Here is a 26,405-nt window from a genome sequence, read left to right as displayed (position 1 = left end):
ACACCTGGCCGGGCATCCTCGAAGGCCGCAGCGCCGGCATGTGGACCGTGGCCCTGACCTGTTCGGGCAATGCCCTGGGCCTGACCTACGAACAGTTCAAGGCACTGCCGAAAGACAAGCTGGACCAGGAGCGCGCGCGCATCGGCCAGATGTTCGAAGGCTCCCGCCCGCACTACCTGATCGACACCATCGCCGAGCTGCCAGAGGTGATCGACGACATCAACAAGCGCCTGGCCCGTGGCGAGATGCCCCAGTCCAGCTGATTGGAAGCGGGGTCAGCCGTCGGCCCCTCCCCCGGCGGGCAAGGATGCCCGCACCTCTCATGAAAAAGCCCGGCCCCTGAAAAGGGGCCGGGCTTTTGCGTTGCAGGGCGGTCGGTAATGAACCTGTAGGGGCGAATTTATTCGCCAAGGGATGGGCAGCGTCCCCCGGCAATTCCGAAGGCCGGCCCTACGGACCGGTTGGCGAATGAATTCGCCCCTACAACGGTTCCGCGACGTCTACCCCCGCGTAGCGATGGCGTGCTTGCGAAGCTTCCGGTACAGGGTATTGCGGCTGATGCCGAGTTGTTCGGCGGTGCGGGTCATGTGCCAGCGCTGGCTGTCCAGCGCATTGAGCAAGGCGGTGCGCTCGGCATCGCCCAGTGGGCTCGCCACCGGCTCCGGCACGACGGCTGAGGGAGCCGCTCGCACTACCTCGCGAGGCAGGTCTGCCATGCGAATGATGCCGTCCTCGCACAGCGCCGCCAGGGTCCGCAGCACGTTGCGCATCTGCCGCACGTTGCCCGGCCAGTGGTAGTCGAGCAGTGCCTGGCGAGCTTCTTCGGTAAGGACGATACGCATCCCGCGTGCCTCATCCGCCAGCAGGTAGTGCAGGAGCTCCGGCTTGTCGCTGCGATCGCGCAGGGGCGGCAGGTCGAGGACCAGGCCGTTCAGACGATAGAAGAGGTCCTCACGGAAGCCTCCGCTGCGCACACGCTCCTCCAGCTCGCGGTGGGTGGCGCTGATGATGCGCACATCGACCGACAGCGGCTCGCCGCCGATGGGTACCACCTGGCGCTCCTCCAGCACGCGCAGAAGACGGGTCTGCAGCGCCAGCGGCATATCGCCAATCTCGTCGAGGAACAGGGTGCCGCCGTCGGCCTGCTGCAGCTTGCCGCGCATGCCTTCCTTGCGGGCGCCGGTGAAGCTGCCGCCTCGATAGCCGAACAGCTCGCTCTCGATCAGGGTTTCCGGAATCGCGGCACAGTTCAGCGCCACGAAGGGTCGCTCGGCACGGGAGCTGGCCTGGTGCAATGCACGGGCGAAGGCCTCCTTGCCGGAACCTGTTTCGCCATTGATTAGCACCGGCACATCGCGTTCGTACACGCGCAATGCCCGGCGGAAATCGTTCTGGAGTGCAGCATCGCCCAGGCAGATACCCGGGCGCGTGGGCTTCGGCGGCTCCAGCGGTACGGGCTGCGCAACGCTACGTGACTCGCCGCGCAGAGCAGCGAACAGGGAGCGACCATTGCGCGTGCGCAGCGGCCAACTGGTCACCGGCTGCGGAGTAGCGCGGCCGAGCAGATCGTCGAGACGGCAATCGAAGAAGGCTTCCACCGGTTGGCCGATCAGGCGTTCACGAGGCAAGCCCAGCAAGTTGATTGCACTCTGGTTCACCGCACTGACGCGCCCTTCCCCATCGAACGCCAGCAGCCCCTCGCTGAACAGGCCAATGTACTCGGCCTGCAAGTGGAAACGCAGCAGCCAATTGCCTTCGAAACGGCGCAGGAAATAGCAGCTCTCGATCATCTTCGCCGAGAGGTTGACCAGCGCCATGGTGTGGAACTGGCTCTGGCGCGAAACATCGTGCCGTGCAGAGGACACATCGAGCACCGCCATCAGCTCGCCCTGCGGGTCGAACACCGGGCTGGCGGAACAGGTGAGGCCGGTATGGCGGCTGCGGAAATGTTCGTCCTGGTGGATGGTCAGCGCTTGGCGCTCCACCACGCAGGTGCCGATGCCGTTGGTGCCCTCGCTGGATTCGCTCCAGTCGGCGCCGAGCCAGAGCCCGGCGCGTTCGAAGGCGGGTCTTTCGGCATGGGCGGTGACACAGTTGAGGATCACCCCGCGGGCGTCAGTCAGCAGCACTGCGTGGCCGGCCCCGGAGAGTTGCCGGTAGAGATTGTTCATCTCGCCATTGGCCACCTCCAGCACCTGCTGCATGCGCTCGCGGCATTCGAGCATGCGGCCGTGCTCCAGCACCGTGGGCGCCACCGGCTGGGAGGGATCGAGGTGGTGGTCCTCCAGGCAGCGCAGCCAGGAGCGAGCAATCGAAGGGTCGGCCGCCGGCCCGCTGGCCTGCGCCTTCCCCTGTGCCAGGGTCATCACTTGTTGGGCGTGACGGCTGAGAGGATTCTGCATTGTTGTTCTTCTCCTGCGCGCTTCCGGGAGGCAGCCCGGGCCGTGGAACGGCATTCGCGTCGACGCAGCATCCTCCAGCAAAGGGGCCTTTGCAATGGTCCCCTGACCCACTGGTCACCTGCTGTGCCAGATGCGTGACAAAGTGTCACCCTCAACTGTGGCAGGCATGCCACATGCGCCCGCCAGCACCTCAAGGGCGCGGCGCAAGAACCGCTCTGGAACGGTGCTTTCCACGCCATGGCCCAACCCTTGCTCTGTGGAAGACATACGCCACCCTGCGTTATCTCCAACAAAACAAGAGACAGGAGAAACACCATGCGTTACGCCCAACCCGGTACCCCCGGCGCTGTCGTTTCCTTCAAGTCCCGCTACGGCAACTACATCGGTGGCGAGTTCGTCGCCCCGGTCAAGGGTCAGTACTTCACCAATACCTCGCCGGTGAATGGCCAGCCGATCGCCGAATTCCCCCGTTCCACTGCCGAAGACGTCGAGAAAGCCCTGGATGCCGCCCATGCCGCGGCCGATGCCTGGGGTCGCACTTCGGTACAGGATCGCTCGAACATCCTGCTGAAGATCGCCGACCGCATCGAGCAGAACCTGGAAGTCCTGGCCGTCACCGAAACCTGGGACAACGGCAAGGCCGTGCGGGAAACCCTGAACGCCGACATCCCACTCGCCGTCGACCACTTCCGCTACTTCGCCGGCTGCATCCGCGCCCAGGAAGGCGGCGCCGCCGAGATCAACGAAGGCACGGTTGCCTACCACATCCACGAACCGCTGGGCGTGGTCGGCCAGATCATCCCGTGGAACTTCCCGCTGCTGATGGCCGCGTGGAAGCTGGCCCCGGCCCTGGCTGCCGGCAACTGCGTGGTGCTGAAACCTGCCGAGCAGACACCGCTGGGCATTTCCGTGCTGATGGAGCTCATCGGCGACCTGCTGCCGGCCGGCGTGCTCAACGTGGTGCAAGGCTTCGGCAAGGAAGCGGGCGAAGCCCTGGCCACCAGCAAGCGCATCGCCAAGATCGCCTTCACCGGCTCCACCCCGGTGGGTTCGCACATCCTCAAATGTGCCGCCGAGAACATCATCCCCTCCACCGTGGAGCTGGGCGGCAAGAGCCCGAACATCTACTTCGAAGACATCATGCAGGCCGAGCCGGCCTTCATCGAAAAGGCTGCCGAAGGTCTGGTTCTGGCCTTCTTCAACCAGGGTGAAGTCTGTACCTGCCCGTCCCGCGCCCTGGTGCAGGAATCCATCTACCCGGCATTCATGGCCGAGGTGATGAAGAAGGTCAAAGCCATCAAGCGCGGCGACCCGCTGGATACCGACACCATGGTCGGCGCCCAGGCTTCGCAGCAGCAGTTCGAGAAGATCCTCTCCTACCTCGATATCGCCCAGCAGGAAGGCGCCGAAGTGCTCACCGGCGGCTCGGTGGAAAAACTGGAAGGCAACCTGTCTACCGGTTACTACATCCAGCCGACCCTGCTGAAGGGCCACAACAAGATGCGTGTGTTCCAGGAAGAAATCTTCGGCCCGGTGGTGGGTGTCACCACCTTCAAGGACGAAGCCGAAGCCCTGGCGATCGCCAACGACACCGAGTTCGGCCTCGGTGCCGGTTTGTGGACCCGCGACATCAACCGCGCCTACCGCATGGGCCGTGGCATCAAGGCCGGCCGTGTGTGGACCAACTGCTACCACCTGTACCCGGCGCACGCCGCGTTCGGTGGCTACAAGAAGTCCGGCGTCGGCCGCGAAACCCACAAGATGATGCTCGACCACTACCAGCAGACCAAGAACCTGCTGGTGAGCTACGACATCAATCCGCTGGGCTTCTTCTGATACTCGGCAAGTAACGAAAAAAACGCGGCCTCGGCCGCGTTTTTTTATGGGTGCTCCTACACCCTCACCCCGGGCGCTAAACCTGTAGGGGCGAATTCATTCGCCAAGCAGGCCGAAGGGCTGCCATTCGGACTCCGAGCAGGTGCATTCACCCTCTCCCCCGGCCCCTCTCCCTGAAGTGGAGAGGGGTGACTCGCGCCTGCTCCGCCCTACCCCACTGGAGGTTATCCAGGTCTCAGCGCTCATCCCCGCGCCACTGCCTCGGGCTCACGCCGAACCACCGGCGGAAGGCACGGGAGAAGGCGCTGGTTTCGGAGTAGCCGAGCAAGGGGGCCAGTTCGGAAATGGGCCGCTGGCGTTGACGCAGGTAATGCAGCGCCAAATCGCGGCGGGTCTGTTCCACCAGTTGACTGAAGCTCAGGCCCTCTTCGCGCAAGCGGCGCTGCAGGGCCGCCGGGGTCAGCTCCAGGCGCTCGGCGATCTGTTCCAGGCAGGGCTCGCCCAATGCCAAAGCCAGGCGAATCTGCGTGCCGGCTTCTTCCAGCAGGTTCGGCCCCGCGCCCTGCTCGCCCAGCCTACGAATCACATCCTGGAACAGGAACAGCAGATTGGGATCACGCTCGGGCATCAGCCTGCCCTGTATATCCCCCTTGGGCACCAACAGGAAATTGCACGGCCGGCCGAACTGCACCGGCGCACCGAATGCCTGGCTATGTTCCTGCCAGCCCTCGGGTCGTTCGTGTTCGAAGGCCACCGCGCGCGGTGCCCAGTCACGGCCCAGCGCATGACGGACCAGGTTGAGCGCCATGCCCATGGTCAGCTCGGCATCCTGGCGGCGATCGAGGATCGCGCCATGGCGGACCTGGTAATCGAAGCGGTAGCACTCGCCGCAATCCACCAGGCGGATCAGGGTGCTGTGCTGGTGATAGGGGAAGGCCGCGGCGAAGTTCTTCAGCGCCTCTTCCAGGGTGTTCGAGAACAGCCCGACATAGCCCAGCAAGCCGAGGTCGCGGGGTTGGAATTGCTGACCGTAGCGCAGGCCGAAATTGTCGCAGCCGGATTGTCGCGCAGCCTCTTCCAGCACCTGGCAGTAGTTGGTCAGGGCCAGGCTCAGGGTCGGGTGCCGCAGCTGTTCCGGATCGATCCCGGCGCGGCCGAAGATGCGGTCCAGGTCACCGCCGTGGCCGGTGATGAAACGGTCGAGACCGCTGGCGGCAGCCGAGAGCACACCGACGTTGCTCGCGGCGGATGCCTGCAGGCTGGCGCTGGAAAACAGGGACGGATTCATCACGGTCCACCGATTCTTTTTTGAACGGACAAACAAGCAAAACCCATGCCCTCGCCCCGGTCTTCAGCCAGAGCCTCCGCAGGCCTTTCAGGACGGCATCTGCGGGCCAATTGCGGGCATTTTCCAAAGGCTCGCCCCACGTCGGAGCAGGGCCCGTGGGGCGATGGGTAACAAAGGGACACAACTTGACCGCACAGACCGCACACGGCGTTCCACGGTCAAGTCCTGCGGAGAGTCGCTGGATAAGATCGAGCCTGGTCATCCACCAACGACGCCCCCAAGGGCGAGGAGTCCTGATGAGCACAACACAACTAAAACCAACGCTCGGCACCTTGCACCTCTGGGGCATCGCCGTCGGCCTGGTGATCTCCGGTGAATACTTCGGCTGGAGCTACGGCTGGGGTACCGCCGGCACCCTCGGTTTCCTGGTTACCGCCCTGCTGGTAGCCACCATGTACACCTGCTTCATCTTCAGCTTCACCGAGCTGACCACGGCCATTCCCCACGCGGGCGGACCCTTCGCGTATAGCCGCCGTGCCTTCGGTGAGAAGGGCGGACTGATCGCCGGGATCGCCACCCTGATCGAGTTCGTCTTCGCCCCACCAGCCATCGCCATGGCCATCGGCGCCTACCTCAACGTGCAGTACCCGGGTCTGGATCCAAAGCATGCGGCCGTGGGTGCTTACATCATCTTCATGACCCTGAACATCCTCGGCGTCAGCATCGCCGCCACCTTCGAGCTGGTGGTCACCGTGCTGGCCGTGGCCGAACTGCTGGTGTTCATGGGCGTAGTGGCGCCTGGCTTCAGCTTCTCCAACTTCGTCCTCAACGGCTGGGCCGGTTCCAATGAATTCAGCGGCGAGGCCATCTCCGGCATCTTCGCCGCCATTCCCTTCGCCATCTGGTTCTTCCTCGCGATCGAGGGCGCAGCCATGGCGGCCGAAGAAGCCAAGGACCCGAAACGCACCATCCCGCGCGCCTACATCGCCGGCATCCTGACTCTGGTATTCCTCGCCATCGGCGTGATGATCATGGCCGGTGGCGTGGGCGACTGGCGCGAACTGTCGAACATCAACGACCCGCTGCCCCAGGCCATGAAAGCCGTGGTCGGCAACGACTCCACCTGGATGCACATGCTGGTGTGGATCGGTCTGTTCGGCCTGGTGGCCAGCTTCCACGGCATCATCCTCGGTTACTCGCGCCAGTTCTTCGCCCTGGCCCGCGCCGGCTACCTGCCCCGTGGCCTGGCCAAGCTGTCACGCTTCCAGACTCCGCACCGCGCCATCATCGCCGGCGGCGTGGTGGGCATCGCCGCCATCTACAGCGACGGCCTGGTGAACCTGCAGGGCATGACCCTGACCGCCGCGATGATCACCATGAGCGTGTTCGGCGCCATCGTGATGTACATCATCAGCATGCTCAGCCTGTTCAAGTTGCGCGCCAGCGAACCGAACCTGGAGCGCACCTTCCGCGCGCCGGGCTATCCGGTGGTTCCAGCCATCGCCCTGGTACTGGCCGTGGTCTGCCTGCTGGCGATGGCCTGGTTCAACACCTTGATCGGATTCATCTTCCTTGGCTTCATGGCGGCGGGGTATATCTACTTCCAGCTCACCGCCCACCATCGCGCCAGCGCACCGGCCGATGCCCTGCTGAACCGCGCCTGACCCTCTCGCGCCCCAGTGCAAGAAAGCTGGGGCGCCTTATCAAGGAGAGCTTCGAGTGAGCAGTTTTTCCCACAGCGTCGGCGGCGAAACCTGGCGCTTCGACAGCCTCAAGGAAGTCATGGCCAAGGCCAGCCCGGCGCGCTCCGGCGACTACCTCGCCGGTGTAGCCGCCACCAGCGACGGCGAACGGGTCGCCGCGCAGATGGCCCTGGCCGACATTCCCCTCAAGCACTTCCTCGACGAGGCGCTGATTCCCTACGAAGAAGACGAGGTCACGCGGCTGATCATCGACAGCCACGACCGCGCAGCCTTCGACCCGGTCAGCCACCTCACCGTGGGCGGATTCCGCGACTGGCTACTCAGCGAACACGCCGACGAAGCAAGCCTGCGCGCCCTGGCCAAGGGCCTGACGCCGGAGATGGCCGCCGCCGTGTCGAAGATCATGCGCGTGCAGGACCTGGTACTGGTGGCGCAGAAAATTCGCGTCATCACCCGCTTCCGCAACACCATGGGCCTGCGCGGCCGGCTCTCCACCCGCCTGCAGCCCAACCATCCGACCGACGAACCCGCCGGCATCGCCGCGAGCATTCTCGATGGCCTGCTCTATGGCAACGGCGACGCCATGCTCGGCATCAACCCGGCCACCGACAGCATCTCCTCCATCTGCGCGATGCTGGAAATGCTCGATGCGATCATCCAGCGCTACGAGATCCCCACCCAGGCCTGCGTGCTGACCCACGTCACCACCTCCATCGCCGCCATCGAGCGCGGTGTGCCGCTGGACCTGGTGTTCCAGTCCATCGCCGGTACCGAGGCGGCCAACGCCAGCTTCGGCATCAGCCTGAAGATTCTCCAGGAAGGCTACGAAGCCGGCCTGTCGCAGAAGCGCGGCACCCTGGGCAACAACCTGATGTACTTCGAGACCGGCCAGGGCAGTGCGCTGTCGGCCAACGCCCACCACGGCGTCGACCAGCAGACCTGCGAGACCCGCGCCTATGCGGTTGCCCGGCACTTCAACCCGTTCCTGGTGAACACCGTGGTCGGCTTCATCGGCCCGGAATACCTCTACAACGGCAAGCAGATCATCCGCGCCGGCCTGGAAGACCACTTCTGCGCCAAGCTGCTCGGCGTGCCCATGGGCTGCGACATCTGCTACACCAACCACGCCGAAGCCGACCAGGACGACATGGACACCCTGCTGACGCTGCTTGGCGTCGCCGGCATCAACTTCATCATGGGCATCCCCGGTTCCGACGACGTGATGCTCAATTACCAGACCACCTCCTTCCATGACGCCCTCTATGCCCGGCAGAGCCTGGGCCTGAAGCCGGCACCGGAGTTCGAGACCTGGCTGGAACGCATGGGAATCCTGGTGCAGAGCGATGGCCGAGTGATCCTCGGCGACCAGCTCCCGCCGGCCTTCCGTCAGGCCATCGCACGACTGGCCTGACCCCGAGGAGAGATGTATGAAAACTCCACGCCCCACCTCCGGCCACACCGCCAACCCTTGGGAAGAGCTGCGCCGCCTCACCCCGGCGCGCATCGCCCTGGGTCGCGCCGGCATCAGCCTGCCCACCCACGCGCAGCTGAATTTCCAGTACGCCCACGCCCAGGCGCGGGACGCGGTACACCTGCCGTTCGACCACGCGGGCCTCAGTGCCTCACTGGCCGAACGCGGCCGTGACACCCTGCTGCTGCACAGCGCCGCGACGGACCGCGACACCTACCTGCAACGCCCGGACCTCGGTCGGCGCCTGGATGCGGCCTCGCGCGAAAAACTGCAGGAGCATGCCCAGGCCAACCCCAATGGCTACGACCTCGCGGTGGTGGTGGCCGACGGTCTCTCCGCCCTCGCCGTGCAACGCCACAGCCTGCCCTTCCTGGAGCGCATGGAAGAACAGGCCACGGCCGAAGGCTGGTCGCTCTCGCCGGTGGTGCTGGTGCAACAAGGGCGCGTGGCGGTGGCCGATGAAATTGGCGAACTGCTCGGCGCGAAGATGGTGGTGATCCTGATCGGCGAACGTCCCGGCCTCAGCTCGCCCGACAGCCTCGGCCTGTACTTCACCTGGGCGCCGAAAGTGGGGCTCACCGATGCCTATCGCAACTGCATTTCCAACGTGCGCCTGGAGGGTCTCAGCTACGGCATGGCCGCCCACCGCCTGCTCTACCTGATGCGCGAGGCCTGTCGCCGTCAGTTGTCCGGGGTCAACCTGAAGGACGAGGCCGAAGTACCCAGCCTGTCCGGGGAGCCGGATCGCGCCCTGGCCGGCAACTTCCTGCTGGCCACCGACCACCACTGAACCCGCGGCGCAGACGCGCCGCCGGGGTACCTCCACGCCCGCTCCAGCCCTCGCGGCCGCCACCGGCCATCTTCGATTCGCGGCATCCAATCGACCTGCCCATGCGACCGCTCTGCACCGCTGGTCGCAGCGCAGCGCGAGGCACCTGTTCGTCGGCTAGAAAAAATCAAGCCGCCCCAGAAGTCGGCAGCCACGAGCACCATCAGGAGCAGCCGCGATGCAAGCGACCTAACTGAGCGCCCTGGCGCTGGCGGTTTCCGCTGTCCTCGGTCTTCCCGCCGTGGCGAGCGAACAGTCCGAATCCCAGGGTTTCGTCGAAGACGCCGACGCCACGCTGCTGCGCAACGCCTACTTCAACCGCGACTTCAAGGATGGCGTCAACGACGCCAGGGCTTCATCGCCACCTTCGAATCGGGGTTCACCCAGGGCACCATCGGTTTTGGCGTCGACGCCTATGGCCTGCTGGGCGTGAAGCTCGACAGCGGCCGTGGCCGCAACTATGCCGCCTTCTTCGACACCGACAGCGACGGCCATCCGGTGGATGACCTCTCCGAGGCCGGTGGCGTGGTGAAGCTGCGTGTCTCCAGCACCGTGCTCAAGTACGGCAACCAGTTCCCCAGCCTGCCGGTACTGGCCCATGACGACAGCCGCCTGCTGCCCCAGGCCTTCACCGGCACCCTGCTGACCAGCAAGGAAATCGAGGGGCTGGAACTGAACGTCGGCCGCTTCACCGGAGACAGCCCCATGGGCGACCCGGCGCGCGACCCCAACCACCTGAAGAGCATCGATGTGGTCGGCGGCAGCTACCTCGTCAGCGACAATTTCAGCCTGGCGCTGTACCACTCCGATGTGGAGGACATGTTCAGGAAGTACTACGCCAACCTGAACTACAACATCCCCTTCACCGATGAACAGGCACTGAACTTCGACTTCAACATCTACCGCACCCAATACGACGACGGCTCCGTCGCCGGGCTTGCCTTCGGTGGCGACGGCGAGGACGACAAGAACACCCTGTGGAGCCTGGCCGCCAAATACAGCATCGGTGCCCACGCCTTCATCCTCGCCCACCAGCGCAACACCGGCGATGCCGGCTACGCCTACGACTTCGGCGACGGTGGCAGCACCATCTACGTGGCCAACTCGTATTTCTCGGACTTCAACCTGAAGATGAACAGTCCTGGCAGGTCAGTTACGAGCTGGACTTCGGCGGTTACGGCATCCCCGGCCTGAGCTACAAGATCGCCTATGTTCGCGGCACCGACATCGTCGCCGGTGGCGAGAATGACGGCACCGAGCGCGAGCTGTTCAACCAGTTCAAGTACGTGGTGCAGGACGGTGCGGCCAAGGACCTGTCGTTCAAGCTGCGCAACTCCATCTATCGAGCCGACAACGACGTGGGCCCGGACCTCAACGAAATCCGCGCGTTCATCGAGTACCCGCTCAACATTCTCTGAGGACGTCGCCGCGCCCGCTCAATCGCCTAGGACAGTGGCCTTGAGACCGGTCAGCACCAGCTTCTGGTACAGCTGCTCACGCAGGCCCGTCGGCGTGAGCAGCCCCATTCGCTCAAGGTGCCCGGCAAAGCTGTTCGGATCGGGCAGGTCGAAGAGCGCGGCCCTGCCAAGGTCGATGATCTCCCCGAGATTCAGCTTGCGCTTGAGCCAGCGCAGGGCGCGCAGCAGGTCCTGCTCCACCGGGGTGAAATCGCAGCCGAGGGGATACTCGGGAAACAGCTGGGGGAACTCCGCGCGCAACGCTTCCAGCCGCTCGGGCGTGTTCTGCCGCCAGACCGGCTCCAGGACGAAATCCTCGGGCAGCTTGCCGGCCAGTTGCGCTTCGGCAATCAGCCCGCTCTGGAATCGCGAGTCGGCGATGCGCAGCAGGGCTGCAATCACCTCGGCGTCGTTCTTGCCGCGCAGGTCGGCGATGCCGTACTCGGTAACCACCAGGTCCCGCAGGTGTCGGGGAATCGTGGCGTGACCGTATTCCCAGACGATGTTGGAACTGACCACGCCGCCCGACTCACGCCAGCTGCGCAGCATCAGGATGGAGCGGGCGCCCTCGAGTTCATGGGCCTGGGCGACGAAATCGTACTGACCGCCGACGCCGCTGATCACCCGGCCATCTTCCAACTGATCGGAGGCGCTGGCACCGAGCAGGGTGACGATGAAACAGCTGTTGATGAAGCGCGCATCGCGTCGTTGCAGGCGTTTGAGCGGCTCATCGCCGTAAAGTCGGTTGATCTGGCTGATGGGCCCCATGGAAATGCGCGCACGCCGAGCCTCGCCCAGTTCGCGAAGGCGCTGGTAGAAGACCTGGGGCCCCAGGAAGAAACCGCCGTGCACAAGAATCCCCCCGCTGGCCCTGCCCCAATAGGGCATCAGGTCGGGGTTGTGGATATCGCAGGCACTGCTGCGGCAATTCGGCAGGCGCAGCCGCCCTTCTTCGAAGCGGATGCCTTCGTCGAGCAGGCCATGCTGCTGCAGCCAGGCCAGTCCTTCGGCATTCAGTCCACGCGGCAATCGCTCGGCCAGGGCGTCGAAATCGACGATCACACCGTTACTGTCCAGCACCCCGGCGTCGGCCAGGCGCTGCAGCTCGATATCTGCGTACACCGGGCGGCGCAGGATGCCCGCCTCCATCAACACCAGCAGGCCGAACAGGAACATCTCGCTGTTGGCGTAAAGGCCCCGGGTGAAGGGCGTAAGCCCGCCTTCGCGTTTGATCAGCTCACCCCATCGACCCGGCACATCCATGGCCCCCAGCAGCGCCTGGTAGGCGGCATTGTCGGTATGGCGCGCGAGCAACGCGGCCGTCAGCGCGTCGGACATCGCGCCGATTCCCGTCTGCAGCGTGCCACCGTCGCGCACCAGGGCGCTGGCGTGCAGGCCAATGGCGTGGTCCTGGGTGCTTACCGGCATGTTCGGCGTGGAGAACAGCCGGCTGCGCTCCACCCGGTCCAGCACCAGGTCGAAGCAGGCCGCGTCCACTTCCGCCGGCCCCGTCATGTAGGGCAGCTCGGCATGTTCCTGGGCGACCATGACGATGGCCTCGCCCCTGGCCCGGCGCTCGCTGAGTCCGGGAAGCAGGTCGAGCGTGATATCGGGATTGCAGCTGAGGCTGAAGCGGCCGGGGCTTTGCGTCCTGGAGGCCACCATCTGGGCGATCAGGTTGATGCCCTTGCGCTGCAGGTTGGCAACCACCTGGCTGTAGTTGAGGCTGATGTAGTTTTGCTGGGCCTGCGGATTATCCAGCTGGCTGCCGGGTTGCAGGTAGAACTCCTCGATCTGCACATTGGGCGGCAACTCGCCGCATCGCAGGTCGCTGAGGTAGTCGAGCTCGACGTAATCGGCGAAGACACGGCGCAGGAAGGGGCCGCTGAAGCGCTGCTCCAGTTCGCTGGCGGGCTGCGGCTTGGACAGGGACAAGGCGGTGTAGATGATCAGCTGCCGCTCCGGCAGGGCCTTGATCCGCTGGTAAAGCGCATTGACGAATCGGTTGGGCTTGCCGAGGCCGAGCGGCAGTCCCAACCGAATGGGGCCATCGATACGTTCAAGCACCTGTTCGACGGCCTGATTCAGCGCACAACGGAGCATGGCGTCCTCCTTGGCGTACAGCGATGAAGGTTGGACCCTGCCGGCGGCGGTATTGCTCACGCCACCCAACCATTCAAACGCTTGCTTGGATTGCGTTTTCCACAATTTCTGGTGCAGCATCGACGACGTTGGCTGGCACAGCATCTGCATCGCTAATAATGCCCATTCACAGATACCGAGGCCCATCATGCGCATCGTCCAAGCCACCCTGGAGCACCTGGACCTGCTTACGCCGCTGTTCGTGAAGTACCGTGAGTTCTACGGTGAACTGCCATTCCCGGAGTCCTCGAAAAAGTTCCTGGAGAAACGCCTGAGCCGCAAGGAATCGGTGATCTACCTGGCCTTTCCGGATGACGATGACACTCGTCTCATGGGCTTCTGTCAGCTCTATCCGAGCTTCTCCTCCCTGTCCCTGAAGCGCGTCTGGATTCTCAACGACATCTACGTCGCCGAGGATGCCCGCCGCCAACTCGTCGCCGACCGCCTGTTGCAGACCGCGAAGAAGATGGCCCGGGAAACCAACGCCGTGCGCATGCGCGTTTCCAGCAGCGTTGACAACGAAGTGGCGCACAAGGTGTACGAGTCCATCGGCTTCCGCGAAGACACCGAGTTCAAGAACTACATCCTGCCAATCAACAGCGACTGAACCCGCTGCATGGGCCCGGCCAGTGCGCCGGGCCTTTCTGCGTCAGCCAAGCTTTCAGCGCCAGACCAGCCCGAACTCCCGGAACCCCATCTTTGCACCAGATCGGTGCGCGGAGGCTATCCGCATTCCTTCACCGGGAAAACAATGGAAACAGTTGCAGCGTGCAGGCTGCTCACCATTCGGCAACGGACTCGCCGCTGTCACGGCTCTTGTCCCTATAATGCGCCCAATACCCCGCTCGCCGACCTCGGTTATCCACAAGGCGCCTCATGGATTTCAACCCGATCGACCTCATCCTCCACCTGGACCAATACCTCAATCTGCTGGTCAGCAACTACGGCACCTGGATCTACGCCATTCTGTTCCTGGTCATCTTCTGCGAGACCGGCCTGGTGGTAACGCCCTTCCTGCCAGGCGACTCCCTGCTGTTCATCGCTGGCGCTGTCAGTGCCGGTGGCGCGATGGACCCGTGGCTGCTGGGCGGCCTGCTGATGGTCGCAGCCATCAGCGGTGACAGCCTCAACTACCTGGTCGGACGCACGGCGGGCGAACGCCTCTTCAGCAATCCGAATTCGAAGATCTTCCGCCGCGACTACCTGCAGCGCACCCATGACTTCTACGACCGCCATGGCGGCAAGACCGTGACCCTGGCGCGTTTCCTGCCCATCGTACGGACCTTCGCCCCCTTCGTTGCCGGCGTAGGCCGCATGCCCTACCCGCGCTTCCTCGGCTTCAGCGTGCTGGGCACCATCCTCTGGGTCGGTGGCCTGGTGACCCTCGGCTACTTCTTCGGCAACGTGCCCTTCATCAAGCAGAACCTTTCGCTGATGATCGTCGTCATCATCGGCATCTCGCTGCTGCCGATGCTGATAGGCTTCGCCCGTAGCCACTTTCGCCCCGCCAGCAAAGGCGCCGAGCACTCGAGCTGATCGAAGCGCCATGTGGTCCTATCGCCGCTGGCGCCGCCAGCGCATCCTCGCCCGCAACCCGGTCACCCCGCAGCAGTGGGAGGGGGTGCACCAGCGCCTGCCGATACTCGATGGCCTGGACGAAACGGAAGACCGGCGCCTGCGCGAACGCAGCGTGCTCTTCCTGCATGACAAGCGCATCACCGGCCTGCCCGGCGTCGAGCTCACCCCCGATGACCGCCTGACCCTGGCCACCCTGGCGCAACTGCCCCTGCTGCACCTGCCGGACCTCGACTGGTATCGAGGCTTTCATGAGCTGGTGCTCTACCCCGACGACTTCGTCAGCCCCCAACGCCACCGCGATGCAGCGGGCGTGGAGCACGAATACGATGACGAGCGCAGCGGCGAGGCCTGGCAATACGGGCCCGTCATCCTCGCCTGGCCGGGCGTGAAATCGAGCGGTGGCTGGGACGGCTACAACCTGGTGATCCACGAACTGGCCCACAAGCTCGACATGCTCAACGGCGCAGCGAACGGCCTGCCCCCGCTGCACCGCGACATGCGCCAATCCGACTGGGCCCTGGCCATGCAGACCGCCTACGACGCGCTGAATGCCCAACTCGACCGCGACCCCGACGCAGAAACCCCCATCGACCCGTACGCTGCCGAAGACCCGGCAGAATTCTTCGCGGTCGCCAGCGAGTACTTCTTCACCGCACCGGACCTGCTGGACCAGGCCTTCCCTGCCGTCTACCGCCAGCTCCAGGCCTTCTACCGCCAAGACCCGCTGGGGCGTCTCAAGCGCCTCCAGGACATCCACCCGGACTATCGCGACGCGACCAATGGATGAGCACAACGGCGTGGCATCGGCCCTGGAATATGCCTATAATCGCGCCCACTTTTTTGGCCCACCCCCTGGGAGTTGACCATGAGCTACAGCAAGATCCCGGCTGGCAAAGACCTGCCGAACGACATCTACGTCGCCATCGAAATCCCGGCCAACCACGCGCCGATCAAATACGAAATCGACAAGGACAGCGACTGCCTGTTCGTCGACCGTTTCATGGCCACCCCGATGTTCTACCCGGCCAACTACGGCTACATCCCGAACACCCTGGCTGACGACGGCGACCCCCTGGATGTGCTGGTCGTCACCCCCTACCCGGTCGCTCCGGGTTCCGTCATCCGCGCCCGTCCGGTCGGCGTTCTGCACATGACCGACGAAGCCGGTGGCGACGCCAAACTGCTGGCCGTTCCCCACGACAAACTGAGCGTTCTCTACAAGGACGTGAAGGAATACACCGACCTGCCGGCCCTGCTGCTGGAGCAGATCAAGCACTTCTTCGAGAACTACAAGGACCTCGAAAAAGGCAAGTGGGTGAAAGTAGAAGGCTGGGGCAACGCTGACGCTGCCCGCGCTGAAATCACTAAAGCGGTTGCGGCTTACCAAAAGTAAGCCCCGACCTCTCATGAAAAGCCGGCCACAAGCCGGCTTTTTTATTGCCTGCAGGAATCTGGAATCGGGATTGGCGCGACCGCTGGCCACTTGGGGCCGCCCGCTGGATTACTCGGGCCAGGTGACCTCAACACCACACTGGGGCCGTTTCCATAGCGGGCGCGGACTTGCTGGAGCAAGTAATTGAAAGGCTTGGTGTTACACATCCAGGCCACGCTCACGTTCCAGGTCGATCAAGCGCGTCATGGGGCCGTCGGCTCGCAGCCGCTCGGTGACGATCTGCGGCCAGCGATTGCGGGAGCGGCGCTTGGCGATGTTGTAGGTGAACTCCTGCAGCCAGTTGGAGGGGTAAAACAGGAGGTGACCGCCCACCATGACTACATCGGTCCATTCGAGATAGTTCCTACCGCCACTACCTTGCAGCGTCTAGCAACCGGCACAACTTTCCGGTCGCCTCCAGCATCTGGAAGCTTGGGCGTTCCAGCCCCCGGTCCGGTACGGGCCAGACCTGCTTGTTCTTCACCGCCGCCAGTTGCGGCCAGGACGCCCACGCCCTGGCCTGGTCCGGCTCGCTCACCAGGATCACCGCCGGGTCACGTTGCAGCACTGCCTCGATCCCGACTTGCGGTGCCGGCAACGACAGGTCGGCGAAGACGTTTTCCGCGCCACAGACCTTCAGCGCATCGCTGACGATCTGACGCCCGCCCAGGGTGTACAGCGGCTTGTCCCACACCTGATAGAAGACTTTCAGCGGCGTATCGCGTTGATGACGCTGGCGCAGGGCTGCCAATCCCGACTCGAAACGCGCAGCCAGTTGGCGGCCCTGTTCGGCGCGGCCCACGCGCTCGCCGATCTCGATGAAGGACTGCGCCAGTTGCGCCAGGTCTCGCGGCTCCACCACCAATTGGGGCACCGAGAGTTTCTTCAGCTGCTCACGGCCGGCAGCGCCGACACTGTCCGGCCACAGCAGCACCAGGTCGGGCTTGAGACTGAGCAGGCTCTCTGCCTGGAGCTGGCCGTAACGTCCCACGGACGGCAGGCCGGAGAGGATGGCCGGACGCTCGCCACCATCGAGCACGCCCACCAGCAGATCGCCGGCGCCGAGGTCGAGCATGGTTTCGGTCAGGGAAGGTGCCAGGCTGACCACCCGCAATTGCGCCGTGGCAGGCAGCGCCAGGCACAGCAGCAGGCAAGCGAGCAGTCGGCGCATCAGCCGAGCTGGCGGGGGATTCGGTAGAGGTAGAGCATGACCAGGCTGCTCGTGGCCAGGAGGATCAGAGCCACGGCGTTGAGCCCGAAGGGCACTGCCAACGCGGCTATCCAGGCCGGCAGGCCGGCAGCGACGAAGGCTTTGCGGCGTTGACGGGCCAACGCCTGCCAGGCACCCGGCTCTTCGGCGCGGCCGAGGGCGGCTTCGGTCGCCACCAGGGCGCGCTTGTAGCCGGCGAACAGCGGCAGGCTGAGGAACATGGAGGCCAGCGCGACAATGAATAGCGGCATCTGCAGGGCCGGCAGTGCCGGCTCGCCGTCACCGAACAGGTAGCCCATGACGAACAACGGCACCAGGGTGTAGCCCACCTGGAGCCACCAGGCCTGGGCCAGCCGGTGACGGACTTCCTTGCGGGTCACGACTCGGCTTCCGCCTGGTGCATATTGCCGAGCATATGCCCGAGCTTGCCCGCCTTGGTCGCCAGGTACTTGCGATTGTGCTTGTTCAGTCCGGTCTGCAGCGGCACACGTTCGGCCACGTTGAGGCCGTAACTTTCCAGCGCGTTGACCTTGCGGGGGTTGTTGGTCATCAGCTTGACGGCGGTGATGCCCAGGTGCTCCAGCATCGGCTGGCACATGGCGTAGTCGCGCTGATCGGCGCCGAAGCCAAGACGCTCGTTGGCTTCCACGGTATCGGCACCGCCGTCCTGCAGTTCATAGGCGCGAATCTTGTTCAGAAGGCCAATGCCACGGCCTTCCTGACGCAGGTAGAGAAGCACGCCGCAACCGGCATCGGCGATGGCGCGCAAGGCCGCTTCCAACTGGAAGCCGCAATCGCAGCGCAGGCTGAACAGGGCATCGCCAGTCAGGCACTCGGAGTGCAGACGGCCCAGGACAGGTCCGCCATTGGCCACATCGCCCAGGGTCAGTGCGACATGTTCCTTGCCACTGGCCTCATCGAGGAAGCCATGCATGGTGAACACGCCGAACGGAGTGGGTAGCTGGGAGGCGGCGACGAATACGACAGGCACCGTGAAACTCCTGGAAATTTGCAAGGCCGGCATTGTAGCAGCAGCGCTAACCGGCACGTCAGATTGAATAGTTGGGGATAAGTATCGAATGGCTCGAAGCACGCGGCCTCAGAACTTGGACTCCAGCATCAGCACGCCCTGTTCTTCGCGCCAGCGCACACGGTTCAGGAAGCTCATGCCGAGCAGCACATCCACCGGAGCCTCACCCTCGATCACCGCGCCTTCCACACCCAGCACTTCGATGCTGCCGACCTTGATGCGATCGAAGGTCACTCGCCAGGCGTTGACCGTGCCACCGGCGGTGCTGGCCTTCATCGGCAGGCCCTTGACCCGGTAGTCGACGCCCAGGCGGCGCGCCTGGTTTTCGTTCATGGCAACACTGGTGGCGCCGGTGTCCACCAGGAACTGCACCGGATGCCCCTCGATGGAGCCGGCCACCTGGTAGTGACCGTTATTGCCGCGAGCAATGCTCAGCTGGGCTTTCTGCGGTGCCGGCGGGCTGCCGGAACCTGCGGAGCCAGCGCCGGACGGATTGTATTCGCGTGAGAGGCCATAGCTGCGCTCGACCCCATCGACCCGCAACACCGCGCCCTTGCTGTCGGCGCTGATCACCTGGACGCCGCCCGGGCCGGTCTGCCCGACTTTCACCAGCTTGCGCTGGCCATCGACGTTGAGCACTGCGGCGCCGGGAAACAGCCCGACCACCTGCACCTGGGTAGCGTCGGCAAGCAGCGGGGCGAGCGCCAGCACGACGGCGGCGATACACAACTCAGGGCGCGACATGGGGTTTCTCCAGTTCCTTGTCGAAGGCATAGGGTTGCTTCCAGCGCACGAACAGCGGGCGAAGCTCGCCACTGGCAACCAGTGCGTCCATACGGCGGTCGAACATGTCCGCCAGCCGGCGACCACGCGGCGTGTCGGCGAAGCCCAGGTAAAGCGGCAGGCGCATCAGCGGCGTGATGCGGTACTTGTCGGGCTCGGCGGAACCCTCCAGCACATCGTCGACTTCGGTGCGGGCATCGATGTAGAAATCCACGTGTCCGAGTTCGAGCATCGAGAGGATGCCGCTGCGCCGCTGGATTTCCTTGAAGTGCTTCAGGTCGGGCAGGTAGTCCTGGTAGTCGTAACCACGAATCCAGGCCAGGCGGTACTGGCCGAGGGTAGCGAGGGTAGGCACCGGGGTGGAACGCAGCGAGAGTGCAGTGACCTGGTCGGCATCGTAGTGCCAGCGCGGGTAATAGGCGCTCTGCACTTCATCGCGGTAGGAGCCCATCCAGGCGTCAGCCTCGCCGCGCTCCACCAGGCCAATGGAGCGGGTATAGGGTACGGAGTGAATCTTGAGCTGGATGCCCTCGGGCTCATAGACCTTGCGCAGGATGTCCCACCCAAGCCCCTTGCCGTCCGCTTCTGTGTGCTCGGGCCAGACCTCGCTGGCGAGGTGGATTTCGTTGGACGGGAGCTCGTCGGCTCGCGCTGCGGGGAGCAGCAGGCAACCGATCAGAAGCGCCAGGAACCAACTCCGCATGACTCGTCCTCTACCAGCTCATCGTGACCACGGGTCCTTACAAGACTAGGCCACACCCCAGACAATGAGCTGCATGGCCAGCCAGGCGAAGACGCCGGCCAGCACATCGTCGAGCATGATGCCCACGCCGCCGTGGACGTGCCGGTCGATCCAGCGGATCGGCCAGGGCTTGAGGATGTCCATCACGCGGAACACCAGGAAACCCAACAAAAGCCAGTGCCAGCCTTCTGGCACCAGCCAGAGGGTGATCCACATGCCGACCATTTCGTCCCACACGATCCCTTCATGGTCGTGTACACGCAGGTCATCGGCGACCTTGCCGCACAGCCAGAAGCCGAACAGCATGGTCAGCCCCAGCATCAGCCAGTAGCCCCAATCCGGCAGCAGCTGCCAGAGCGGAATGAAAGGCAGCGCCACCAGCGAACCCCAGGTGCCCGGCGCTTTGGGCAAGGTACCCGAGCCAAAGCCGAAGGCGATGAAATGCCAGGGATTGCTCCACACCGAGTGGGGAATGGGTTGCGGCGTGGCCGATTCGCGATCAGTCACCTTGACTCCCGAAATGTTGATAGCCCAGGGCCGGCGGCTGCAATTCGATACCGGCGGCGTCCAGCAGGTGCACGCCCTGCCCGACTTCCACGCGACCGATCACTGCCACTTCCGGCCAATCCGCCAGGATGGCGGCCAGCTCACTGGCGGGCAGGGTAAAGGCCAGCCGGTAGTCGTCGCCACCGGACAGCGCACAATTGCGCGCGAATTCCCTGGAAAAGAGTCCTTCGAGGGCAGCAGACAGCGGCAGCTTGTCCGCTTCCACCCACAGTGCGACGCCCGACGCGGCGGCGATGTGCCCGCAGTCCGCGAGCAGGCCGTCGGATATGTCCAGCGCGGCGGTGGCGCGTCCGCGCAGCGCCTGGCCGAGGGCCAGTTGAGGCTGCGGCGCCCAGTAGCGTTGCAGCAGGTAATCCGCTTCCGGCCCGTTGTGCTTCAGCTCGCCCAGCACCAGCGGCAACGCGCCGCCGCCATCGCCCAGGCTGCCACCCACGCAAAGCAGGTCTCCCGGACGCGCACCGGCGCGGGTCAGCGCCTGGCCGGCAGGCACACGACCGAAGACGGTGAGGGTAAGGCTCAGCGGCCCGCGAGTGGTATCGCCACCAACCAGGCCGATTCCGCAGCCGCTCGCCATGGCGCAGAGGCCACGGGCGAAGCCGTCGAGCCAGTCGGCGCGTGCGGCGGGCAGGGTCAGGGCAAGGGTGAAAGCGACGGGCTTGGCGCCCATGGCCGCCAGGTCGCTGGCGGAAACGGCCAAGGCACGCTGGCCAAGGAGGAAGGGATCGGCGTCATCCGGAAAATGCACGCCAGCCACCAGGGTGTCGGTGGAGATCGCCAGCTGCTCGCCAGCCGGCAGTTGCAGCAGGGCGCAGTCGTCGCCAATGCCAAGGGCAATGCCCTCGCCTCCTGCCGCACAGGCGGCGGAGGCGAAGAAACGGCGGATCAGCTCGAACTCTCCCACGCGCTAGCTGCAATCAGCGCTTGCCGCCGCGGACTTCCGCAGCACGCAGGCGCGGCGCCAGCTTGTCCAGCACGCCGTTGACGAACTTGTGCCCGTCGGTGGCGCCAAACACTTTGGCCAGCTCGATGCCTTCGTTGATGACCACGCGGTACGGCACGTCCTGGCGGTTCATCAGTTCGAAGGTCGACAGCCGCAGGATCGCCAGCTCTACCGGGTCCACTTCTTCGAGGGCACGGTCCAGGCAAGGCAGGAAGGCCGCATCGATCTCGGTCTTCTGGCGCGGTACGCCGTGCAGGATCTCGTGGAAGTAGGCGCCATCGACGCTGCTGAAATCGTTGTCGACGCGGAACTGCGCCTCGATTTCGTTGAGCGGCTGACCGGCGATGTGCCAGGAGTAGAGCGCCTGCATCGCCAGGCTGCGGGCCTGGCGACGGGCTGCGATCTTGCCTTTCGGTGCCTTGGGCGCCGAACCGTCTGCGTTGCTCACTTGGCCTCCAGGGCAGCCAGCAGGCTCACCATCTCCAGGGCGGACAGGGCAGCTTCGGCACCTTTGTTACCGGCTTTGGTGCCGGAACGCTCGATGGCCTGCTCGATGGAATCGACGGTCAGCACGCCGAAGGCAACCGGAACGCCGAATTCCATGGAAACCTGGGCCAGGCCTTTGGTGCACTCGCCGGCAACGTATTCGAAGTGCGGGGTGCCGCCACGAATGACCGCGCCGAGGGCGATGATGGCGGAGTACTCGCCTTGCTGGGCGACCTTCTGGGCTACCAGCGGGATTTCAAAGGCACCGGGAGCGCGGATGAGGGTGATGTCGCTTTCGCTGACACCGTGGCGGACCAGGGCGTCTACGGCGCCGCTCACCAGGCTTTCCACGACGAAGCTGTTGAAACGGCCGACCACCAGGGCATAGCGGCCTTTGGGGGCGATGAAGGTACCTTCGATGGTCTTCAGGGACATGGGCGAGTTCTCGTCAATTAAAGAGCGAGGGCCCCGGCCTTGACGGTCGGAGCCCTGCGGGATCATTCAGCGGGCAGGTATTCTACAACTTCCAGGTCGAAACCGGATATCGCGTTGAACTTCATCGGCGAGCTCATCAGGCGCATCTTGCGCACTCCGAGGTCGCGAAGAATCTGCGATCCGGCACCGACGGTGCTGTAGGTCGTCGGGTTGGTGACCCGGGTCTCGGCCCCCAACTGGCGCTCCAGGTGCGCCAGCAGCTGCGGACCGGTAAGCGGGGTGCCGAGCAGCAGCACCACACCGCTGCCGGCGGCGGCCACTTCCTTCATGGCGGCGCGCAGGCTCCAGCGGCCGGCCTGGTTGACCATGAACAGGTCACGCAGCGGGTCCATGTTGTGCACCCGCACCAGGGTGGGCTCTTCCGGGCAGATCTTGCCCAGGGTCAGCGCCATGTGCACATCGCCTTCCACGGCGTCGCGGTAGGTCACCAGGTTGAAGTGGCCCAGTTCGCTGTCCAGCGGCTGCTCGGCGATGCGCTCGACGGTGCGCTCGTGAATCAGGCGGTAGTGGATGAGGTCGGCGATGGTGCCGATCTTGATTCCGTGCTCGGCGGCAAAGGCCTCGAGCTCGGGGCGACGGGACATGGTGCCGTCGTCGTTCATGATCTCGCAGATCACGCCGCTGGCCTCGAAGCCGGCCATGCGCGCCAGGTCGCAGGCCGCCTCGGTGTGGCCGGCACGGGCCAGCACGCCGCCCGGTTGGGCCATCAGCGGGAAGATGTGGCCGGGGCTGACGATGTCTTCGGCCTTGGCACCCTTGGCCGCAGCCACCTGCACGGTGCGCGCGCGGTCGGCAGCGGAAATGCCGGTGGTCACGCCTTCGGCCGCCTCGATGGAGACGGTGAACTTGGTGCCGAAGCCGGAACCGTTGCGCGGGGCCATCAGCGGCAGCTTCAGCAGCTCGCAGCGCTCGCGGGTCATGGGCATGCAGATCAGGCCGCGGGCGAAGCGGGCCATGAAGTTGATGTGCTCGGCCTGCACGCATTCGGAGGCCATGATCAGGTCGCCTTCGTTCTCGCGATCTTCGTCATCCATGAGGATGACCATCTTGCCCTGGCGGATGTCTTCGATCAGTTCGTCGATGCTGTTGAGAGCCATGGGCCCTCCTTCTGAATTCAGTGTTTGAGGTAGCCGTGTTCGGCGAGGAAGCTTTCGGTCAGGCCAGAGGACTGGGGCTCGGCCGCCTTGTCGCCCAGCAGCAGGCGCTCCAGGTAGCGGGCCAGCAGGTCGACCTCGAGGTTCACGCGGCGACCCGGGTGGTAGTCGACCATGATGGTCTCGGCCAGGGTATGCGGGACGATGGTCAACTCGAACTCGGCGCCATTCACCGAGTTCACCGTCAGGCTGGTGCCGTCGACGGTGATCGAGCCCTTCAAGGCAATGTATTTGGCCAGTTCACGCGGTGAGCGAATCCTGAATTGCACGGCGCGGGCATTGTCTTCCCGTGCGATGACTTCGCCGATGCCGTCGACATGGCCGCTGACCAGGTGGCCGCCAAGGCGGCTGGTGGGCGTCAGGGCCTTTTCCAGGTTCACCGGGCTACCGGGCTTGAGGTCGTCGAAGGCGGTACGCGCCAGGGTTTCGCGGCTGACGTCGGCCCAGAAGCCATTGCCGGGCAGCTCCACCGCGGTGAGGCAGACGCCATTGACCGCAATGCTGTCGCCCAGTTTGACGTCACCGAGATCCAGCTTGCCGGTTTCCACCAGGACGCGAACGTCGCCACCCTTGGGGGTGATCGCACGGATGGTGCCGATGGCTTCGATTATGCCGGTGAACATGGGACCTCCAGAGCTTGCAGCGCACCGGCCGAAGCCGGCGAAAGACGCATTATAGGCGCCCACCCCTCGCCCGCGCGCAGGCAAGCCGCCGGCGCCGGAAGGATCTGGGCTGTTGCTAGTGACATCGATGTAACTCCTGTTTCGTGAAAAACAGGGCGTATCGGATCGAATGGGATCTGGCAGGCGGCAGGCACGGACGTACCCTGGCACAGGCAGGCAATCCCGTTCTCTCTTCATCCGGACTGTTACCGTCGGCCCTGGAATCTCACCAGGTCTGCTGACCTTACTGGGATGGATTGGCTGCGCGTCGGCGATACGGCGTTAAAAACCGCCTCGGAATGCTCATTTACAGTCGTAAACTCCGCTTCCTCGGCTGTTTTTGCCTTGCCTCGCTCTAGCTCGCTCAATCCTGAACAGACTATTTCCAGTAAGCGCTCGCGGGCTATGCACAAGCAGTGCAATTACCGCCGGTGGGGACTTGCACCCCGCCCTGAGAACGTTCCAGCCAGCGTTGAGCTGGCTGGCAGGCGTTTTATCACAGTCGTGGCGAACTTGCATCGGCCTGTTCGGCCATGTTGGCAGCGGGAAAATCAGGCAGTAGAGCGAGGCACCGCGATGACCCGCCAGTCGTCGCCCACGGCGCGCATCTCCAGGATCTTCAATTCCTGGGCCTCGGCCATCCGTGCCAGCGGCCAGTCGAGCAGCGGGCGGGCACTGGAGCCCAGGAACTTGGCGGCGATGAAAATCTGGTACTCATCCACCAGCCCGGCACGGGCAAAGGCCCCGGCGAGGCTCGGGCCGGCTTCCACCAGGACCTCGTTGACGCCACGAGTGGCCAGTTCTTGCAACAGCTTGTGCAGGTCGACGCGGCCATCTGCTGCCGGCAGCGCCAGCAGCTCGTGGCCTGGATAGGCCACCTGTGCTGCCGTGTTGGCGGTGGCCACCAGCGTCGGGCCCGCCTGGAAGAACGGTGCCGACAACGGCACTCGCAGGCGCCCGTCCACCAGCACCCGCAGCGGCGGGCGACTGATCGCCAGCGCAGTGAGTTCGGAATCGAGCCCCAACTCGTCGGCGCGCACGGTCAGGCGTGCGGCATCGGCAAGCACGGTGTCGGCGCCGGTCAGCACGACGCTGGCGCGAGCACGCAGGCGCTGCACCGCCGAGCGGGCCGCCGGGCCGGTAATCCATTGGCTTTCGCCACTGGCCATGGCCGTGCGGCCATCGAGGCTCATGGCCAGCTTGACCCGCACGAAGGGCAAGCCCTGTTCCATGCGTTTGATGAAGCCGACATTCAGTGCACGGGCCTCGGCCTCCAGCACGCTGCTCTCCACCGCGATGCCAGCATCGGCCAGGCGCAGCAGGCCACGGCCGGCGACCTGGGGATTGGGATCCTGCATGGCTGCAACCACGCGCCCGACCCCGGCGGCCACCAGCGCATCCGCACAGGGCGGCGTGCGGCCATGGTGGCTGCACGGTTCGAGGGTGACGTAGGCGGTGGCACCGCGGGCCAGTTCGCCGGCCTGGCGCAGGGCATGGACTTCCGCATGGGGTTCACCAGCGCGCACGTGCCAGCCTTCGCCAACGACCTGGCCATCACGCACGATGACGCAACCGACGCGGGGATTGGGATGGGTGGAGTAGATACCCTTGCGCGCCAGTTCCAGGGCGCGGGCCATGTAGGCCTGATCGCTGGCGGCCATCAGTCTTTCGAGGGCTCGCGGGCCAGGCGTTCGATTTCCTCGCGGAATTCGTTGAGGTCCTGGAAGCGGCGATAGACCGACGCGAAACGGATATAGGCGACTTCGTCGAGCTTCTGCAGTTCGAGCATCACCAGTTCACCCAGCACCCGCGACTTCACCTCGCGCTCACCGGTGGCGCGCAGCTTGTGCTTGATATGGGCAATGGCTGCCTCCAGACGCTCTACGCTTACGGGACGCTTCTCCAGCGCGCGTTGCATGCCGGCGCGCAACTTGTCCTCGTCGAAGGGCTGGCGACTGCCGTCCTGCTTGATCAGCCGGGGCATGACCAGTTCGGCGGTTTCGAAGGTGGTGAAGCGCTCTTCGCAGGCCAGGCATTCCCGGCGGCGGCGCACCTGGTCGCCCTCGGCGACCAGCCGCGAATCGATGACCTTGGTGTCGTGGGCGCCGCAGAATGGACAATGCATGGCGTTCGAGGGGCATCTGCAGAAAAGGGGGTCCATGGTAGCGCATCCCCGGGGCAAGACAAGCCGACGGCTT

At 64.8% G+C, this 26,405-nt stretch carries 25 protein-coding genes and 2 pseudogenes; 10 read left to right on the top strand and 17 right to left on the bottom strand.

Annotated elements, in window-relative coordinates; all coding sequences use genetic code 11:
• Nucleotides 1-263 (top strand): annotated as a pseudogene (locus MnOB_RS03850) (phosphonoacetaldehyde hydrolase); the annotation flags it as partial.
• Between the two features lie 237 nt (nt 264-500).
• On the opposite strand, the gene MnOB_RS03845 reads toward MnOB_RS03850, so the two are convergent.
• The gene (locus MnOB_RS03845; RefSeq protein ID WP_077522197.1) at nt 501-2,402 is read right to left on the bottom strand and encodes a sigma-54-dependent Fis family transcriptional regulator; all 1,902 of its coding nucleotides are present in this window, start codon (nt 2,400-2,402) and stop codon (nt 501-503) included.
• Nucleotides 2,403-2,717: 315 nt separating this feature from the next.
• Between MnOB_RS03845 and exaC the strand changes: the two genes are divergently transcribed.
• A complete protein-coding gene (gene exaC, locus MnOB_RS03840) occupies nt 2,718-4,238 on the top strand; it encodes an acetaldehyde dehydrogenase ExaC (protein ID WP_077522195.1) in 1,521 nt (506 codons plus the stop codon).
• A gap of 235 nt (nt 4,239-4,473) precedes the next feature.
• Here exaC and qhpR read toward each other — a convergent pair whose 3' ends face one another.
• A complete protein-coding gene (gene qhpR, locus MnOB_RS03835) occupies nt 4,474-5,526 on the bottom strand; it encodes an AraC-like transcriptional regulator QhpR (protein WP_077522193.1) in 1,053 nt (350 codons plus the stop codon).
• Between the two features lie 293 nt (nt 5,527-5,819).
• On the opposite strand from qhpR, the gene eat reads away from it, so the two are divergent.
• The 4 genes and pseudogenes from eat (at nt 5,820) to MnOB_RS03815 (ending at nt 10,947) form a co-directional block, all read left to right on the top strand.
• Nucleotides 5,820-7,190, top strand: a complete 1,371-nt coding sequence (gene eat, locus MnOB_RS03830) for an ethanolamine permease (RefSeq protein ID WP_199824458.1) — start codon at nt 5,820-5,822, stop codon at nt 7,188-7,190.
• A 55-nt stretch (nt 7,191-7,245) separates the two neighbouring features.
• Nucleotides 7,246-8,640, top strand: a complete 1,395-nt coding sequence (locus MnOB_RS03825; RefSeq protein WP_077522189.1) for an ethanolamine ammonia-lyase subunit EutB — start codon at nt 7,246-7,248, stop codon at nt 8,638-8,640.
• A gap of 16 nt (nt 8,641-8,656) precedes the next feature.
• Nucleotides 8,657-9,490 (top strand): ethanolamine ammonia-lyase subunit EutC, encoded by an 834-nt coding sequence (gene eutC, locus MnOB_RS03820; RefSeq protein ID WP_077522187.1) that lies wholly within the window; start codon nt 8,657-8,659, stop codon nt 9,488-9,490.
• Nucleotides 9,491-9,722: 232 nt separating this feature from the next.
• Nucleotides 9,723-10,947 (top strand): annotated as a pseudogene (locus MnOB_RS03815) (OprD family porin).
• 18 nt (nt 10,948-10,965) lie between these two features.
• Here MnOB_RS03815 and MnOB_RS03810 read toward each other — a convergent pair.
• Entirely contained in the window at nt 10,966-13,089 is a 2,124-nt protein-coding gene (locus tag MnOB_RS03810) for an acetyl-CoA hydrolase/transferase C-terminal domain-containing protein (protein WP_077522185.1), read from the bottom strand.
• Nucleotides 13,090-13,276: 187 nt separating this feature from the next.
• Between MnOB_RS03810 and MnOB_RS03805 the strand changes: the two genes are divergently transcribed.
• The 4 genes from MnOB_RS03805 (at nt 13,277) to ppa (ending at nt 16,099) form a co-directional block, all read left to right on the top strand.
• Entirely contained in the window at nt 13,277-13,735 is a 459-nt protein-coding gene (locus MnOB_RS03805; protein ID WP_077522183.1) for a GNAT family N-acetyltransferase, read from the top strand.
• A 269-nt stretch (nt 13,736-14,004) separates the two neighbouring features.
• On the top strand, nt 14,005-14,664 hold the full coding sequence (locus tag MnOB_RS03800; RefSeq protein ID WP_077522181.1) for a DedA family protein: 660 nt from the start codon (nt 14,005-14,007) through the stop codon (nt 14,662-14,664).
• Nucleotides 14,665-14,674: 10 nt separating this feature from the next.
• Entirely contained in the window at nt 14,675-15,493 is an 819-nt protein-coding gene (locus tag MnOB_RS03795; protein ID WP_077522179.1) for a M90 family metallopeptidase, read from the top strand.
• A 78-nt stretch (nt 15,494-15,571) separates the two neighbouring features.
• A complete protein-coding gene (gene ppa / locus MnOB_RS03790; RefSeq protein WP_016490694.1) occupies nt 15,572-16,099 on the top strand; it encodes an inorganic diphosphatase in 528 nt (175 codons plus the stop codon).
• Nucleotides 16,100-16,297: 198 nt separating this feature from the next.
• Here ppa and MnOB_RS03785 read toward each other — a convergent pair whose 3' ends face one another.
• From MnOB_RS03785 to nrdR, 14 genes are all read right to left on the bottom strand, one after another.
• Nucleotides 16,298-16,474 carry a hypothetical protein gene (locus MnOB_RS03785; RefSeq protein ID WP_234358193.1) on the bottom strand — a complete coding sequence of 59 codons (177 nt, stop codon included), beginning with the start codon at nt 16,472-16,474 and terminating at the stop codon, nt 16,298-16,300.
• A gap of 37 nt (nt 16,475-16,511) precedes the next feature.
• A complete protein-coding gene (locus tag MnOB_RS03780) occupies nt 16,512-17,309 on the bottom strand; it encodes a cobalamin-binding protein (RefSeq protein ID WP_077522177.1) in 798 nt (265 codons plus the stop codon).
• On the bottom strand, nt 17,309-17,728 hold the full coding sequence (locus tag MnOB_RS03775) for an MFS transporter (RefSeq protein WP_077522175.1): 420 nt from the start codon (nt 17,726-17,728) through the stop codon (nt 17,309-17,311). Before MnOB_RS03775 ends, MnOB_RS03780 begins: the two co-directional genes overlap by 1 nt.
• Nucleotides 17,725-18,339, bottom strand: a complete 615-nt coding sequence (gene ribA, locus MnOB_RS03770) for a GTP cyclohydrolase II (protein WP_077522173.1) — start codon at nt 18,337-18,339, stop codon at nt 17,725-17,727. The genes MnOB_RS03775 and ribA overlap by 4 nt, the downstream gene beginning before the upstream one ends.
• A gap of 108 nt (nt 18,340-18,447) precedes the next feature.
• Nucleotides 18,448-19,122: a retropepsin-like aspartic protease family protein gene (locus tag MnOB_RS03765; protein ID WP_077522171.1), complete on the bottom strand. Its 675-nt coding sequence runs from the start codon at nt 19,120-19,122 to the stop codon at nt 18,448-18,450.
• Complete coding sequence (locus MnOB_RS03760; RefSeq protein WP_077522169.1) at nt 19,109-19,864, bottom strand: substrate-binding periplasmic protein; 756 nt, start codon at nt 19,862-19,864, stop codon at nt 19,109-19,111. The genes MnOB_RS03765 and MnOB_RS03760 overlap by 14 nt, the downstream gene beginning before the upstream one ends.
• Nucleotides 19,865-19,909: 45 nt before the next feature.
• Nucleotides 19,910-20,410 (bottom strand): phosphatidylglycerophosphatase A family protein, encoded by a 501-nt coding sequence (locus MnOB_RS03755; RefSeq protein WP_077522167.1) that lies wholly within the window; start codon nt 20,408-20,410, stop codon nt 19,910-19,912.
• Complete coding sequence (thiL, locus tag MnOB_RS03750; RefSeq protein WP_077522165.1) at nt 20,403-21,371, bottom strand: thiamine-phosphate kinase; 969 nt, start codon at nt 21,369-21,371, stop codon at nt 20,403-20,405. The genes MnOB_RS03755 and thiL overlap by 8 nt, the downstream gene beginning before the upstream one ends.
• Before the next feature lie 13 nt (nt 21,372-21,384).
• Complete coding sequence (gene nusB / locus MnOB_RS03745; protein ID WP_077522163.1) at nt 21,385-21,858, bottom strand: transcription antitermination factor NusB; 474 nt, start codon at nt 21,856-21,858, stop codon at nt 21,385-21,387.
• Nucleotides 21,855-22,331 carry a 6,7-dimethyl-8-ribityllumazine synthase gene (gene ribH, locus MnOB_RS03740; protein WP_016490611.1) on the bottom strand — a complete coding sequence of 159 codons (477 nt, stop codon included), beginning with the start codon at nt 22,329-22,331 and terminating at the stop codon, nt 21,855-21,857. Before ribH ends, nusB begins: the two co-directional genes overlap by 4 nt.
• Before the next feature lie 62 nt (nt 22,332-22,393).
• Complete coding sequence (gene ribBA / locus MnOB_RS03735; protein WP_077522161.1) at nt 22,394-23,488, bottom strand: bifunctional 3,4-dihydroxy-2-butanone-4-phosphate synthase/GTP cyclohydrolase II; 1,095 nt, start codon at nt 23,486-23,488, stop codon at nt 22,394-22,396.
• A 17-nt stretch (nt 23,489-23,505) separates the two neighbouring features.
• A complete protein-coding gene (locus MnOB_RS03730) occupies nt 23,506-24,168 on the bottom strand; it encodes a riboflavin synthase (RefSeq protein ID WP_077522159.1) in 663 nt (220 codons plus the stop codon).
• A 590-nt stretch (nt 24,169-24,758) separates the two neighbouring features.
• Nucleotides 24,759-25,868, bottom strand: a complete 1,110-nt coding sequence (gene ribD / locus MnOB_RS03725; RefSeq protein ID WP_077522157.1) for a bifunctional diaminohydroxyphosphoribosylaminopyrimidine deaminase/5-amino-6-(5-phosphoribosylamino)uracil reductase RibD — start codon at nt 25,866-25,868, stop codon at nt 24,759-24,761.
• On the bottom strand, nt 25,868-26,332 hold the full coding sequence (nrdR, locus tag MnOB_RS03720) for a transcriptional regulator NrdR (RefSeq protein WP_069082018.1): 465 nt from the start codon (nt 26,330-26,332) through the stop codon (nt 25,868-25,870). The genes ribD and nrdR overlap by 1 nt, the downstream gene beginning before the upstream one ends.
• Between the last annotated feature and the right edge of the window lie 73 nt (nt 26,333-26,405).

Source organism: Metapseudomonas resinovorans (assembly GCF_002003485.1).
GTDB lineage: Bacteria > Pseudomonadota > Gammaproteobacteria > Pseudomonadales > Pseudomonadaceae > Metapseudomonas > Metapseudomonas resinovorans_D.
This window is presented reverse-complemented; position numbering and strand designations above follow the sequence as displayed.

Excerpts from the sequence above, each read along its gene's own strand:
- MnOB_RS03730 (WP_077522159.1), bottom strand. The coding sequence starts at position 24,168 with ATGTTCACCGGCATAATCGAAGCCATCGGCACCATCCGTGCGATCACC.
- ribD (WP_077522157.1), bottom strand. The coding sequence starts at position 25,868 with ATGGCCGCCAGCGATCAGGCCTACATGGCCCGCGCCCTGGAACTGGCG.
- MnOB_RS03780 (WP_077522177.1), bottom strand. The coding sequence starts at position 17,309 with ATGCGCCGACTGCTCGCTTGCCTGCTGCTGTGCCTGGCGCTGCCTGCC.
- nrdR (WP_069082018.1), bottom strand. The coding sequence starts at position 26,332 with ATGCATTGTCCATTCTGCGGCGCCCACGACACCAAGGTCATCGATTCG.
- MnOB_RS03845 (WP_077522197.1), bottom strand. The coding sequence starts at position 2,402 with ATGCAGAATCCTCTCAGCCGTCACGCCCAACAAGTGATGACCCTGGCA.
- MnOB_RS03800 (WP_077522181.1), top strand. The coding sequence starts at position 14,005 with ATGGATTTCAACCCGATCGACCTCATCCTCCACCTGGACCAATACCTC.
- MnOB_RS03765 (WP_077522171.1), bottom strand. The coding sequence starts at position 19,122 with ATGTCGCGCCCTGAGTTGTGTATCGCCGCCGTCGTGCTGGCGCTCGCC.
- MnOB_RS03810 (WP_077522185.1), bottom strand. The coding sequence starts at position 13,089 with ATGCTCCGTTGTGCGCTGAATCAGGCCGTCGAACAGGTGCTTGAACGT.
- MnOB_RS03795 (WP_077522179.1), top strand. The coding sequence starts at position 14,675 with ATGTGGTCCTATCGCCGCTGGCGCCGCCAGCGCATCCTCGCCCGCAAC.
- ribH (WP_016490611.1), bottom strand. The coding sequence starts at position 22,331 with ATGTCCCTGAAGACCATCGAAGGTACCTTCATCGCCCCCAAAGGCCGC.
- ribBA (WP_077522161.1), bottom strand. The coding sequence starts at position 23,488 with ATGGCTCTCAACAGCATCGACGAACTGATCGAAGACATCCGCCAGGGC.
- MnOB_RS03785 (WP_234358193.1), bottom strand. The coding sequence starts at position 16,474 with ATGGTGGGCGGTCACCTCCTGTTTTACCCCTCCAACTGGCTGCAGGAG.
- qhpR (WP_077522193.1), bottom strand. The coding sequence starts at position 5,526 with ATGAATCCGTCCCTGTTTTCCAGCGCCAGCCTGCAGGCATCCGCCGCG.
- eutC (WP_077522187.1), top strand. The coding sequence starts at position 8,657 with ATGAAAACTCCACGCCCCACCTCCGGCCACACCGCCAACCCTTGGGAA.
- ppa (WP_016490694.1), top strand. The coding sequence starts at position 15,572 with ATGAGCTACAGCAAGATCCCGGCTGGCAAAGACCTGCCGAACGACATC.
- exaC (WP_077522195.1), top strand. The coding sequence starts at position 2,718 with ATGCGTTACGCCCAACCCGGTACCCCCGGCGCTGTCGTTTCCTTCAAG.
- MnOB_RS03805 (WP_077522183.1), top strand. The coding sequence starts at position 13,277 with ATGCGCATCGTCCAAGCCACCCTGGAGCACCTGGACCTGCTTACGCCG.
- MnOB_RS03760 (WP_077522169.1), bottom strand. The coding sequence starts at position 19,864 with ATGCGGAGTTGGTTCCTGGCGCTTCTGATCGGTTGCCTGCTGCTCCCC.